Genomic DNA, 12524 nt, shown 5'->3' on the forward strand with positions numbered 1-12524 from the left:
CCATATGATACCTTGTCCATCCGGCAGCAGCAGCGCATCGCCGATCCGAGCGCCGTCGAAGCGTAAGCCCGGAACATTCCGACGTGTTGCAAGAGACAGCCTCTGTCGAAGGTCCGAAGCGAGCGCTCGTTCCGGAAGCGGGTTCGGTCCGACCAGCGCCGCAAAAGCATCGCGTCTCATATCACGAGGATCGGTGTGAAGATGCGCACATGGTCGACCTCGTCGTTCAGAATCTCAGTTTCCGACTGAACCCAGCAATGCGCATGAAAGGGCTTTACCATCACGCCGAACACCGCGCGCGCATCGGACCCCTGACGGTGCAGAAAGTCCAGCATCGCAAAGGAGGAGACAAGGCAATCTCCCTCGAGCGCCCTTGGTCCCCGTGCGCGCTGAAATTCTCTCGCGGCGGCAGCGGGGTCCCGGACGTCATCGCTCGCAGGCCTAGATGTTCGCGCGGCCTCGATCAGTCCGATCAGCCCCCCTTGGCGCAGGTGCCGACGGGTTCGGCGGTAGCTTGCCCGCGTCCTGCTCCAGATAGCGAGTGAGCGCGCGCCTATTGAAGAGCGCGCAGCCTCGTCGAGCGTTCTGCCCGGCACCGAGATGCGGACAGGTTCCAGGCTGGTCGCCTGAGCTACGCGCCGGACGATGCTGGCTGCGCGCAACAACGCTATCGCTCCCTTACTGTCATCGGACACTTCAGCCGTTTCGAGCCACGTCAGAAACGCCGGAGACAACGTGTCGGGTAATGCAAAATAGCGATCGCGGCCCACATCGAGAAACAGGACCGTTCCCGAAGCAATGCAGAAGGTGACATTGGGGGCCAGTTGCCACGCCATGACGAGCCGCCATGACGCCGACGACCGAAGCGGCCGTCGGCGCCTAGTTGCGTCAGTCTTCGTCGGAGAGACCGGCGGCCAGAAGCCCGACACCGACGATGTCGTTTTCGGGAGTGGGGAAGCCCTGCGTTTCGGCCGTGGCCGCGCCGAGATCGACGAGCTCGCGAAGATTTTGCGTGTCCATGTTCATCTCCTTGGTTCCGCCGCGATGAGTCGCGGCAGTCCAAGAGTCCGGACGGCAGGCAGAAATCCCAAATTTATATGGGGCGTATTTGCAGGAAGTTCTGTGGCAATATCTCAGCCATGCGCGCGGTAGCGCAGACGAAGTAGCTCTGGGACCGCAGCAATCCGCCGCCGATGGTAGCGCCCGAGCAGCACGCGGATCTCGCGACTTTCCGCCTGCACCAACGCTGCGAGCTCTTCTTCGCAGTCGCCGAACCAGCTTTCTTCGCAGATCCGCACCGCATACAGCCGGTCGTTGAGCGCGGTGACCGCAGCGAGCTGCTCGCAATTGCCCGACAGCCGCGCAATTCCAGCAAAGAGCGCTTCGGCGCGCTCGGCGATTAACACGGACGGGCCTGTGCCAATTTGCGCAGCCGGCAGATCGCCAGGGCGTGGCGCGGCGAGAAGCAGTTGCAGGTTCCAGGCATAAAGGTCGCGCAGGTCTGGTTCGGTCAGCAAGGGCACTTGAAAGCCCTCGCCCGCCCCATCAACCATGCGCTCGCCTGTCAGCCGGTAGAGTGCATCGCGTACAGGGGTGATGCTCGCGGCGAGCTCATCGGCGAGCGCCGCCGGATCGAGCCGGGCGCCGGGCGATCTGCGCCCTTGGCGCAGCATCTGCTTCAACCCGCTATAGACCCGATCGAAAACCGGTGCCGCATTCATCGCGAAGCGCTCAGCGCGCGCTATCGGCATCGTCGAGGCTGCGGCGAAACGCGCCGACCATCTCGGCCTGGTCGGGTCGCAACGCATCGACTGCGCCGATCCGGTCGGGAAGGCGCTCGCCGAGCAGCACCGAGGGGCACAGGCCTTCCCAATTGCCGAGATTGGGGCGATGCTGGCGATAGCCGACCAGCGCGGCGAGCTCGGGCGGGAAATCGCGTGCGACCTCGGGCGGATAGGCGAGCCACTGATTCTCATAAGGTTTGAGCCAGCCGAGCGCATAGGAGACGATCATTCCGCGCCGGACCGCGTTGCTGCGATTGCCGCCCGCGCCGTGCAATGTCGATCCGAGAAAGATCAGTGCCGATCCCGGCGCCATCTCGACAGCGATGCTCACTTCCGGTTCGCTGGGATCGAGCGCGCGCGGACCATGGCTGCCGGGATAAACGAGCGTCGCGCCATTCGCCCGGGTATAAGGCGTGAACGGCCACATCACATTGACCAGATATTCGATCTCGCCCTTCACGCCTTCCCACATATCTTGGTCGCGGTGCGGCACTTGCTGCGGGGCGCCGGGATGGATTTCGATTGCCTGGGTGAGGTTGAGCTGGATCGTATCGCACCACGCCCCCAGCACGCGCTCGACTTGATCGAGGACCAGCGGATGCTGGACGAACGCGGGCGCATGCTCCGAGCGAATCAGCAACCGACCGAAACGTTTGGTACGCTCGCCGTAAAAATCGCCACGACAGAAGTCGGTCGCCTCGAATTGGGGGCCAAGATCCGCGGCGAGCGCCGCCACCTGCGCAGGTGAGACCAGGTCAGGCACGACGCAATAGCCGTGCATCTGAAGCTGCGCATGCCAGTGATCGGCTGCGAAGAATGGGCGTTGCATTTGCGTTGCCATGATCCTTCTCCTCAGGCCGCGTGGCGGATGGGCCGCAGCGTGACAATCGGCTCAGGAACGAGCCCGGCGCGCGCGAGCAGCATCGGCGTCTCAGGCTTGATCGCGATCCGCAGCGCGCCGAGTAGCGTCGCGCCATGTTCGCGTGGCAATCCCAGCGGCTCGCAGTCCCAGCCAAAGGCAAGGATCTGCTGCAGCCAGGCAATCTCGGCGACGCCGGTATAGGCCTCGATACCGCTTGCCAGCGCATGGTCGGCGAGCGCGCAGACAAGCGTGTCGCGCACCCGGCGGCGCCGGCGGGCGTTCTGGTGTCGATCAAGTGCAAACCGCGTAATTTCCTGTGTTGTCGGTCCTTTTGGCACCGCGTCTTCGCAAAGCTTGGGAAACAGCGTGTCGAGAATATGCGGCCGCTCGGTTTCAAGCAGCCGCGCCGAGCCGAGATGCTGGCCGCTCTCGTCGGTAAGAATGAGATACGTGGCACGCGGATCGTCAAACTGATCCACCTCGTAGCGCCCCGCCAGAACCGGAAGGTCCCAGCCGAGCAGGTCCACGAAGATCTGCTTGCGCGCTTCGAACATTGCGGCGAGAAGGCCGTCGGGCACGCCGTGCGCGCCGCGAAGGGTTGTCAAATACATGGTTTTCGCTCCCGTCTGATGGACGGGCGACCCTCCCCCCGGATGCCTTTTCGGCCTATCCCCATTTCTGGGGATAGGCGCGCTCTAGCGCCGGAAAATATCGCTGAACGAGATCAGTCCATCGAACAGGGCGCGCACGGCGAGGACCGAGCGCTTGGGCACGTCATAGCGTTCGCGGGCCTGTTTGAGATGCTGGATGACCGTTTCCTGACTCAGCCCTAGGATCCGCGCGATCTCCCAATCGGTCTTGCCACGTGCCATCCATAACACGCAGTCGCGCTGACGTTCGGTAAGCGTCGGCGCCTGCGCGTCCAGGCTCCGCGCACCGTTGATCCGGCGCGCCGCCTCGAAGGCGAAGGCACCCGTCAACTGCGCGAGCGGCAGATTGTCGACCGGCACGCAGCGCCCCGGCGCGACCGCGAACGAACAGGAGCCGGTTGCTTCGCCCGGCACATGCGCTGGGACGGTGAAGCCATCGCCAATCCCGCGTTCGCGCGCGCGATCGAGCACGTGCCGGTCGACCTGGGTGAGCCGGATCAACTCGGGCACGCGCTGCCAGGTAAAGCCGATGCTCGTCGCCTGACTGGCCCGGTGGACCGGATCGCTCACCCCGAGGCGGCGCGCGTCGAACCAGGCGACCCAGTCGTCGGGATAGTTGTGCAGCCGCACCGCCGCATGGCCCGCCGCCGCGAAGTCGACATGATGCGTCAGCGCAAAATAGTCGAAACCCATGCTGATAGAGACACAGGCCAGCGCCTGCATCAGATCGGCGTTTGTCGACGCCTGTCGTGCCAGGCCGAAAAACTCCCTGGCTATGCCGAGTCCACTCATCGTCCGCATCGATCGAGGGGGCGTTTCCCAACCCGCCGGATCCCGCAGATCGCCTTTTATGGCTCGGGTGGCATCGCTCTCATGTCGCGCGCCCGAACCGCTACACCACCGCCTTCCCGACATCCTGTTGGCCTGCTCCCCATTTCAGGGGAAAGCGCAGCGCTCCATATCATGTTGTGCTTGCGGCATCTTTTTGGAGGTGCCGATCATGCGCCATCTGGCCCCAATAGTATCCAAAATGCAAAAATATGCGAATTGTTCGCAGTTTATTTGCAGCGGCAGTGATTGCGGCTGCGTCCTCGGAACATCGAAAAATGTCTGATCGAGCCGCGCGACGCGCGGCCGACGGCAGCGATCCGCAAGCTTATCGCTGGCTTGCATCGCTCGACCGCGAAGGCTGGGCCTGGGAATGGTTGCGCCGCGATTCCGACTATCGCGGCGCCCGGCGACCCGAGTCGCAAGCCTGTCCGGTGCCGCTCTTCCTTCCGGCGGACAGTCCCGATCCGCATCGGGGGTTGCTCTTTCGCCGAGGACCCCAGCCGCTCGGCCCAGGACGCCGCGATCTTCTTCGACGCAGCGACCGACGCATGGGTGCTTTCCTGCGAAATCGTTAATAGCGGCGCGGATCGCGTCGATCTGCTGCGCACGGGTTGCTTTTCGGCGCTGCTGCGCGGCGAGGACGCTTGCGAGCATGTGCTGCTCTCCGACGGCATTCGCCGTGTGCGGCTCGACGTGCATGGCGGCAGTTTACGGGACGGCCCCGTCGCGCTGCGGTTCTGCTTTACCGGGTTGGCAAGGATCGGCGCGCCGCTGACGACGCTCCGCCGGCTTGCCGCCTTCGACCGGCTCGGACGCATGCCTCACCGGCTTTTCCCTGCCGAACGGCGCGCGGCACGCTGGACGCTCGCCGTGCGTGCGAGCGATGCGAGGGTGCACGGCGCGAGCCAGCGCGAAGTTGCCGAAGCTTTGTTCGGCGTCGCGCCTGTCCGGCGCGATTGGGACGCGGCGTCGGATCATCTGCGCTCCAAGGTCCGGAGGCTATTGCGCTTCGGCGCCAGGATGACCGCGGGCGGGTGGCGGAGCCTGCTCGATCCTGATTCGAGCGGGGCCCCACCGAGAGATAATTGAGAGGACATGGACGGCGCATGCTTCGACACCGGGTGGGAACACCTACCAATGGACCAAAAAATCGGCTTCTCTACCCCGTTACTTCCAGATCGCTCGGACGTGATTCCATGCTCTTGTTCCTGATCCGTGTTCAAATCTGTCCCATGCTGCCCCGAACGATCGCCGGATGACCGATGTCGGCTTCGCCTCGCCCGACTAGCCGCAACCGCCGTCCTGCGCTTCCTTCCCCTCCCGCGCCTCGGGGCGCGGCATTCCTCGCGAGCCAAGAAAGCCTTGATCGGCGGTCCTTCGCTGACGCTTCGGCCCTGCGGGTGCGGCGCCATGCGTACCGGTCCTCATTCCGGCATCGGGGCCGCGATGGTCGCGGATCCGAAAGACAGGAGTGAAAATCATGGCAAGCATCGGTTCCTTCAAGAGAGTCGGCCAGGAATATCAGGGCGAGATCGTCACCCTCTCGGTTCAGGCCAAGGGCGTTCGCATCATCCCCGAAACCAGCCGTAGCAACGATAATGCGCCCTCGCACCGCGTGTTCGTCGGCCGCGCCGAGATCGGCGCGGGCTGGACCCGCACCTCGGCCGAGGATCGCGAATATCTCTCGGTCAAACTCGACGATCCGAGCTTTTCGCAGCCCATCTATGCAAGCCTCTTCGAGGACGAGGGCGGTGAAACCTACAGCCTGATCTGGTCGCGCCCGCGCGCCCGCAACGCCGACTGATCTCCTCCGCCCCGCCCGGCAACGCCGGGCGGGGCTTTTGATGCATACGGGGCGAAAACGGGGGACCTCGATAAACGACCCTCCGCGCAAGCCCGCATCGGTGCGATCCGGGGACAGCGGGCCGACCCGCTGCCAGCAGGAAACACGCACCATGGACGACGAAAATGCGCGGGCGGCGATCGCTCGTGAAGGCTGCCCCTATCTCAATACCGGCCAGGCGGCCTTCCATCTCGGTCTCTCGCCGCGCACCTTGGAGACGATGAGGCGGACCGGCAGAGGGCCGCGCTTTCGCCGCCATGGCGGCTCGGTGCGCTATCATATCAACGATCTCGACGGCTGGTCGCACGGCGACGACCGGGAGACCGGCCGTGGCTAAGCGGCGCATCGCGGCGGCCGCGACCGCGCTGCTCGGCGCCGGTCTGCTTGCAACTATCGCTGTGCCGCCGGCACCGCGCCTTGTCTGGAACGCGTCCGCAAGTACGCCCGTCGGTCTCTATCTCGTGCGCCCGGGAGCGCGCGTCGAAGTCGGCGACTGGGCGCTTGTGCGCACGCCCGAAGCGGTGCGCCGGCTCGCAGCCGAGCGGCACTATCTTCCGGCCAATGTTCCGCTCGTTAAACGCGTTGCGGCAACTGGGGGCCAGCGCGTATGCACTGTCTCGGCGCTGCTCACCGTCGATACGCGCGTCGTGGCGGTGCGCCGCATGCGCGATGCACTGGGACGTCTTCTGCCCCGCTGGCAAGGCTGCCGACGTCTCCGGCCCGATGAAATGCTCGTTCTGGGCATCGATCCTGGCTCGTTTGACGGCCGCTATTTCGGGCCGGTCCCGCGAGGTGCCCTTCTGGGTCAGGCGGTGCCGCTATGGACGTGGTAAGGCGCATGCTGTTCGTTGTGGCGTTGCTCATGGCCACGCCTGTAGATGCCCAGCCAGTCACACGCTGGGAGCCCTTTGTGGCCGAAGCGGCGACACGCTTCGCCATCCCCGAAGACTGGATCTGGCGCGTGATGCGCGCCGAAAGCGGTGGCCGAACCCATCTTCACGGGCGCCCGATCCGCAGCGCAAGCGGCGCTATGGGACTAATGCAGCTGATGCCGGGCACATGGGCGGAGATGCGAAGCACGCAGCGCCTCGGCGCCGATCCCGATGATCCGCGCGACAATATCCTCGCAGGGACAGCCTATCTGCGGGCGATGTACGGCCGGTTCGGCTATCCCGGGCTGTTCGCTGCCTATCATGCCGGCCCCGCGCGCTACATCGCATGGATCGAGGGCCGGCGCGCGCTTCCCGAGGCGACATTGGCCTATGTCGCGGCCGTTTCGGGAGCGGAGCTCGCCCCGCCAGCCGTGCTCCCGCTGGATGCTTTGCGCTACCGCCGGGAAGGTCGAACCGGCGCACCGCCCCCATGGCGACAGCTGTTCGTGCCGTTCGGTTGCGATCCCGCAATCCGGCAAACGCAGTGAGTGGGGCGGGCGTGGAGGGGCTCGTCTCGATAAGTCCCAACATGACGACTGGCATCGCGCGGCTGTGCAAGGATCGAGGCTTTCCAAAATGCTGGTGCACCTTGGTTCCTTCCACGACCGCTTTGCGGCGCCCGGTTGGAACGCCGTGGCGTCCCTGACGGCCGCGTCGCTACCCATCTTCAAGAAGCCGTCTTCGCGAAGCAAGACGGTCCTACGTTTGGATGACGTGGGCCCGGCTTAGCCCGCTAAAGCCATAGCGGTCGCTGGTTCCATCTGGCGGGAAAGCCCATGGCGGCAAGGTTCCCCGTCGGGTGCGTTGCCAGATGTGCCTTCAAGATGGATTGCCAGTTGGAGGCGGGGTCAATTTGCATCAACAAATAGCGGATCAGAACAAGCGTGTTGTAGAGATAGGCAGGTGTCTTCCCCGCCGGCAATTCCAGCGTGGCGACAAGATCGGCCGGCTTCATCGGGAGCTTCATCCGGAGCAGGAATCCGCGATTCCAAAGCCGCGCATGGTGCGCGCAGCTGTTTCGGACAGTCGATAGATGCTTGAGCAGCGATACGAGTACCGCTTCGGGTAAGCCGAAAGCCGAGCGGCCGTGCGATCTTGTTGCGGAGTGCCCGATCATCGAGCGACGAATACCAGCGCGACAGCTGACCAAACGACATCATCTCGGCGACCATCCAGACCGGCGGCATTGCCGGCTCGTCATAGCTTCGGCGGTAATGGTCGATGTAGGTTTCGGGCGAGGTGCCGACTTCGCGGACCAGCCGGGACAGATTATCGTGGAACTGACGGCGGTCGTTATAGCGCGCCGAATCGAGATAGCTATGGGGCCCCCCATTATGGGCGAGTACATAGGCCCAGCTTCCCCGGATCGCGACTTCAATGCGCTCGATTGCGTCGAGAACGAGAAGGCGCAGGTGTCGGTCAAACTCGTAGGGCGCGATGATGGTGTCGAAATCAGTCCCGTTGACAAAGCGAGGGCCCGCCTGACCCTTGGGATGTTTGAAGGGGAGCCAGTCGGCGCTGAGCCGATAGTAGCTGACATGACGCAGCCAATGCTCCGCTCGCGCGGTGTCCGCGACCGTCATTCCCTGCGCGCGCAAATGCGCTAGTTGCTGCGCAATGGTAGTGGCGGGTTTGTTGAAGGGCCGGGACATGCCGTTTCATAACGGGCAAGGGTCTTGAAATAAAAGACCCGCCAAGTGTGCATGCTCTTGCAAGCAGAGGCCTGGCGGGTTCGATTACGAACTATATAGGCACAGAAATCCTGCGATTCCACTAAAAGTTGGCGGCGGGCATTACCGCGGGTTTGCGGTGCGCGGGACATCGATTAGCCGTTCAGCTTGTCCTTGACCGCCTTGGCGGGCGTGAACGCCAGCTTTTTCGAGGCAGCAATCTGAATCGTGTCGCCGGTCGACGGGTTGCGGCCCTCACGCGCGGTGCTTTCTTTTACCTTGAACTTGCCAAAGCCATTGAGCGCGATTTCGTCGCCCTTGGCTGCGGCGTCGGTGATGGCGCCGAATACCGCGTCGATGATCTTGCGCGCGTCAGCCTTGGCGATGTCGTGATCGATAGCGATTTGATCGGCGAGTTCTGCGGTGTTCATGACTATTTCCCTTTAATGGTCGATCCGCTCATATTGGTAGAGGGAAATCGCGTCCATAGAGGTCGGAAGTATTGGCCATCCCAGGATATCATGGGCGTTCCGCACTTGCGGCGCGACCCTGCTCTATTCCGCTGGCGCTCGACCGAGCCCCTGACGCGGTAACGATCACCTAACGCGAGTTCCGGCGCACGCCGGCAAAGCGGAACGCGGGGTTCAGCAGAGCGCACACTGGCGGCTTTGTTCCAAACCGCCAGAGGTCGCAGCGTCTTTGATTGCCGCGTGGCACACGCGATCCGGCCGGGGGGCACGGCGGCGGCTGGCGCACACGGTCCGCGCGCGCACGCCGCCGCGCCGGCCATCCGGCTTCGAGAGGGCAGTGTCGTGCGCTCCTTCGGAGCCAGTGCAGCGCTGCGCGCCGCGTGGATATGCGGTCAGCGCTGGCGCGCTGGCGTTGGTTTTCCGGCCGCGGGAAGGGGGGTAGGCGACGCTCCCCTCTAGTCCCGTCGCGGCGCGCCGCAACCCGCTTCGCGGGTCTTCCACTTCGTTGCAGCCCTTTGGGTGCACCCCGCCGCTCAAGCGGGACTGCCGGTCCGCTCCTCGCCGCCACCCCCCTTCCGGGGCCGGTGCGGTGTTTAAGGAAGGAGCAGACAGATGGAACGGAACAGCAGGAATGCGCGGCAGAGCCTCTATGCCGAGGTGACCGACCGGGTGATTGCGGAGCTTGAAGCGGGGCGCCTGCCCTGGGTGCAGCCATGGGATGCGAGCGCGTGCGGATGCGCTCTGCCCGAGAACGGCGCGACCGGACGGCATTATTCGGGAATCAATATCCTGATCCTCTGGGCGGCTGTCATGGAGCGTGGCTATGGCGTGCAGCGCTGGCTGACCTTTCGCCAGGCACAAACCCTGGGCGGCAATGTCCGCAAGGGCGAGAAGGGCATTTGCATCTGCTATGCGGATCGCTTCACGCCGAAGGGCGAGGCCGAGCGCGCGGCGGACGAACAGCGCGAGGCACGGCAGGTGGCGTTCCTGAAGCGCTTCACGGTATTCAATGTCGATCAGTGCGAAGGGCTGCCCGATGCGCTGACCGAGGTGCCCGAGCTACCGTCCGAGGAGGAAGCAGTGCCGGCCGCGCATGCGCTTATTCGGGCGAGCGGTGCCGATTTCCGCGTCGGCGGGATCGAAGCCTATTACGCGCCGGTGGGCGATTATGTCTCGGTACCCGAGCAGCGCGCCTTTCCCGATCCGATCAACTGGTACCGCACCGCGCTCCACGAGCTTGGGCACTGGACCGGGCATGGTTCGCGGCTTGGTCGTGATCAGTCGGGCGGCTTTGGCAGCACTGCCTATGCCCGCGAGGAGCTGGTCGCGGAGATGGCGAGCGCGTTCACTTGTGCTGCGCTGTCGATCCGTCCGAGTGTTCGCCATGCCGACTATATCGGCGCATGGTTGGCGGTGCTGCGCGAGGATGAGCTGGCGATCTTCCGGGCAGCGAGCGCTGCCAGCAAGGCGGCCGATTGGCTGCTGCGCTATGCCGGAGAACCTGCGCAGGAGGGCGTGTCATGACCGCCCGGCTGCTCATTCGCTTGCGACATCGCCGTGCTCTGTGCCGCATTGAACAGGCGCTTGCCACGATGGACGAACTGCCCCGCGCCGTGTTCGAGCGGGCGCGCTTCCGGGACCTCGATTATGCCAGAATCGCCGAGGAACTCGGCATCAGCATCGCCGAAGTCGAAAGACATCTGGCGGCGGCGATGGTGCATATTCTGAACCACACCGATCCGGTCAGCGGGCCTTGAGCCCGCCGACCTGTCATCTATTTGCTTGGCATTTGGACCCGAAGACGCGAATCTGTCCCCATGAAGATCAGCCTCGACCATCTGCCTGAAGGAAAGCGCCGCGAGCTGGCGCATGTGGTCGAGGTGCTGCACGACCGGTTCGCGTTTTCGACCAGCCGCCGCACCCAGGAACACACACGCGGCGGGCAAATCCTCAAGATCATCCTGTTCGGTAGCTATGCGCGCGGCGACTGGGTCGAGGATCCAGTCGGGCGCTATTTCTCCGATTATGATCTGCTCGTGGTGGTCAATCGCGAGGAATTTACCGACGTTTCAGAGTACTGGGACAAAGCCGAAGCGCAGCTTTTCGAAGAGCTATCGGCGGAACATCATCTGCGCACGCCGGTCAGCCTCATTTACCACAGCCTCGACGATGTGAATGAGAAGCTGCGGCTCGGGCGCTATTTCTTCATGGACATTTTGCGCGACGGCATCGTGCTGTTCGAGGAGGACGGCTATCCCTTTGTCGAGCCGCAACCGCTCTCGCCCGAACGGGCATTGCAGGAGACGCGGGACTATTTCGAGGAGTGGTTCGAGAGTGCCGTCGCGTTCGCGAAGGGGGCGACATACTATCAGAGCATCGACCGTCCGAAGGAAGCTGCCTTCCAGCTGCATCAAGCTGTCGAACGCTTCTATCATTGCCTGTTTCTCGTCCGCACGCTCTATTCGCCCAAGACCCATAATCTGAACCGGCTGCGCGAGATGGCTGAAGAGCTGGAGCCGTCGCTGCGGTCTGTCTGGACGCGCGAGAACCGGTTCCAGAAGCGCAGCTATTCGCTGCTGCGCGACGCTTATGTGAAGGCGCGCTACTCGCGTTCCTATCGTATCACGCCGGAGGAGCTTGCGTGGATTTCCGAGCGCGTGACGCTGCTGCAAGGCCTAGTTCGCGAGGCGTGCGAGCTGCGCATCGAGACGCTCGCCAAGGCGGCTTAAGCCGCTCTTCTTTCCTTATCCGCGAAGCGGAATTCCTGCTGCAGATCGTCATCGGAAGCGCCTGCCGGACACAGCGCGTCGGCACCGGCGGCCACGCTGATCCAGTCGATCCTCCAGCCCAGATCAACCACATCGCCGCGCGTTTCGCGCGCGATAGCGATCAGCCCGGCGCCTTCGACATCCACCGAAAAGCTGCATTCATCGCGCTCGCTATCGTAACTACCGCGCAGCAACGTGCCGTGGGAAACGGCGATCGCAAAGCCGTCGCGAACGGCTTTTGGCGACAGGTACAGCACGGTTTCCACGTCGCCTGACAGCCGTAGTCTGGCATCACTACAGGGCTTTATCCGGATACTCATATGGCGCGCTCCGCTGTTCGAATCGGGGAAGCAGGAACGATAGAACAAATAGCGAACATGGGAAAGGATGTGGCGCCGGGAGAGGGGAGAGGGGGTAAGGCAAGGTAAAAGCGGTGCCTCCAGGAGGCCCCGAAAGTGGCGTCTGCACGTCGTTTTTGATGGAGCCATGCCCGTGCGGGCGCGCCGGACATGCCTCCGGGGTGGCGCCACTGCTCGCGCTGCGCTCGCGTTTCTGCGGTGGACGATGGCGCCATCGTTGGAGGCCCTTGCAGCCCTTCCTTTGCGTACCTTCATTTCCTGTTTTGAGCAGGATTTCGTCCGATGGCCGACGACGAGTTCACGCTGTGGCTGGGCCGGATCGGCAACGACCGGCCTTTCGCGCACCAGCTTCGCA

At 63.9% G+C, this 12524-nt stretch carries 18 protein-coding genes and 1 pseudogene; 9 read left to right on the forward strand and 10 right to left on the reverse strand.

Annotation, left to right across the window (positions count from 1 at the left end; translation table 11 throughout):
- Window positions 1-176: 176 nt before the first annotated feature.
- The 6 genes from KY084_RS15330 to KY084_RS15355 form a co-directional block, all read right to left on the reverse strand.
- On the reverse strand, window positions 177-836 hold the full coding sequence (locus KY084_RS15330; RefSeq protein ID WP_219239353.1) for a lasso peptide biosynthesis B2 protein: 660 nt from the start codon (window positions 834-836) through the stop codon (window positions 177-179).
- A gap of 52 nt (window positions 837-888) precedes the next feature.
- Window positions 889-1020 (reverse strand): benenodin family lasso peptide, encoded by a 132-nt coding sequence (locus tag KY084_RS15335; RefSeq protein ID WP_219239354.1) that lies wholly within the window; start codon window positions 1018-1020, stop codon window positions 889-891.
- A 113-nt stretch (window positions 1021-1133) separates the two neighbouring features.
- Window positions 1134-1721, reverse strand: coding sequence for a GntR family transcriptional regulator (locus tag KY084_RS15340; protein ID WP_219239355.1), 588 nt, complete (start codon window positions 1719-1721; stop codon window positions 1134-1136).
- A 10-nt stretch (window positions 1722-1731) separates the two neighbouring features.
- Window positions 1732-2625 (reverse strand): phytanoyl-CoA dioxygenase family protein, encoded by an 894-nt coding sequence (locus tag KY084_RS15345; RefSeq protein ID WP_246587247.1) that lies wholly within the window; start codon window positions 2623-2625, stop codon window positions 1732-1734.
- A gap of 11 nt (window positions 2626-2636) precedes the next feature.
- Window positions 2637-3224 (reverse strand): acyl-homoserine-lactone synthase, encoded by a 588-nt coding sequence (locus KY084_RS15350; RefSeq protein WP_343228040.1) that lies wholly within the window; start codon window positions 3222-3224, stop codon window positions 2637-2639.
- A 117-nt stretch (window positions 3225-3341) separates the two neighbouring features.
- Entirely contained in the window at window positions 3342-4019 is a 678-nt protein-coding gene (locus tag KY084_RS15355) for a LuxR family transcriptional regulator (protein WP_246587248.1), read from the reverse strand.
- A 383-nt stretch (window positions 4020-4402) separates the two neighbouring features.
- Here KY084_RS15355 and KY084_RS16840 point away from each other — a divergent pair, with 383 nt between their 5' ends.
- From KY084_RS16840 to KY084_RS15385, 6 genes are all read left to right on the forward strand, one after another.
- On the forward strand, window positions 4403-4702 hold the full coding sequence (locus KY084_RS16840; RefSeq protein ID WP_425516744.1) for a transcriptional regulator domain-containing protein: 300 nt from the start codon (window positions 4403-4405) through the stop codon (window positions 4700-4702).
- A 118-nt stretch (window positions 4703-4820) separates the two neighbouring features.
- Window positions 4821-5216, forward strand: a complete 396-nt coding sequence (locus KY084_RS16845; RefSeq protein ID WP_425516745.1) for a DNA -binding domain-containing protein — start codon at window positions 4821-4823, stop codon at window positions 5214-5216.
- Between the two features lie 391 nt (window positions 5217-5607).
- Entirely contained in the window at window positions 5608-5931 is a 324-nt protein-coding gene (locus KY084_RS15370) for a DUF736 domain-containing protein (protein WP_219239360.1), read from the forward strand.
- A gap of 151 nt (window positions 5932-6082) precedes the next feature.
- On the forward strand, window positions 6083-6307 hold the full coding sequence (locus tag KY084_RS15375) for a helix-turn-helix domain-containing protein (RefSeq protein ID WP_219239361.1): 225 nt from the start codon (window positions 6083-6085) through the stop codon (window positions 6305-6307).
- Window positions 6300-6803, forward strand: a complete 504-nt coding sequence (locus tag KY084_RS15380) for a S26 family signal peptidase (protein ID WP_343228041.1) — start codon at window positions 6300-6302, stop codon at window positions 6801-6803. The genes KY084_RS15375 and KY084_RS15380 overlap by 8 nt, the downstream gene beginning before the upstream one ends.
- Before the next feature lie 29 nt (window positions 6804-6832).
- Entirely contained in the window at window positions 6833-7390 is a 558-nt protein-coding gene (locus KY084_RS15385; RefSeq protein WP_246587250.1) for a lytic transglycosylase domain-containing protein, read from the forward strand.
- A gap of 245 nt (window positions 7391-7635) precedes the next feature.
- Here the strand turns inward: KY084_RS15385 and KY084_RS16500 are convergent, their stop codons facing one another.
- The 3 genes and pseudogenes from KY084_RS16500 to KY084_RS15395 form a co-directional block, all read right to left on the reverse strand.
- Window positions 7636-8019: an Abi family protein gene (locus KY084_RS16500; protein ID WP_246587256.1), complete on the reverse strand. Its 384-nt coding sequence runs from the start codon at window positions 8017-8019 to the stop codon at window positions 7636-7638.
- A pseudogene (locus KY084_RS16505) lies at window positions 7958-8554 on the reverse strand (Abi family protein); the annotation flags it as partial. The pseudogene KY084_RS16505 and the gene KY084_RS16500, both read right to left, overlap by 62 nt.
- Before the next feature lie 173 nt (window positions 8555-8727).
- Entirely contained in the window at window positions 8728-9003 is a 276-nt protein-coding gene (locus KY084_RS15395; RefSeq protein ID WP_219239364.1) for an HU family DNA-binding protein, read from the reverse strand.
- Window positions 9004-9654: 651 nt separating this feature from the next.
- Here KY084_RS15395 and KY084_RS15400 point away from each other — a divergent pair.
- From KY084_RS15400 to KY084_RS15410, 3 genes are read left to right on the forward strand one after another with little or no spacing between them, the layout of a single operon-like run.
- Window positions 9655-10566, forward strand: coding sequence for an ArdC family protein (locus KY084_RS15400; protein ID WP_219239365.1), 912 nt, complete (start codon window positions 9655-9657; stop codon window positions 10564-10566).
- A complete protein-coding gene (locus KY084_RS15405) occupies window positions 10563-10799 on the forward strand; it encodes a sigma-70 region 4 domain-containing protein (RefSeq protein ID WP_219239366.1) in 237 nt (78 codons plus the stop codon). Before KY084_RS15400 ends, KY084_RS15405 begins: the two co-directional genes overlap by 4 nt.
- Before the next feature lie 60 nt (window positions 10800-10859).
- On the forward strand, window positions 10860-11771 hold the full coding sequence (locus tag KY084_RS15410) for a HEPN domain-containing protein (protein WP_219239367.1): 912 nt from the start codon (window positions 10860-10862) through the stop codon (window positions 11769-11771).
- Here the strand turns inward: KY084_RS15410 and KY084_RS15415 are convergent.
- Window positions 11768-12524, reverse strand: a 757-nt coding sequence (locus KY084_RS15415) for a hypothetical protein (RefSeq protein ID WP_219239368.1), incomplete at its 5' end; no start/stop codon positions are given. The genes KY084_RS15410 and KY084_RS15415 overlap by 4 nt on opposite strands.

This window comes from Stakelama flava (genome assembly GCF_019351405.1).
Taxonomy (GTDB): Bacteria; Pseudomonadota; Alphaproteobacteria; order Sphingomonadales; family Sphingomonadaceae; genus Sphingomonas; species Sphingomonas flava_A.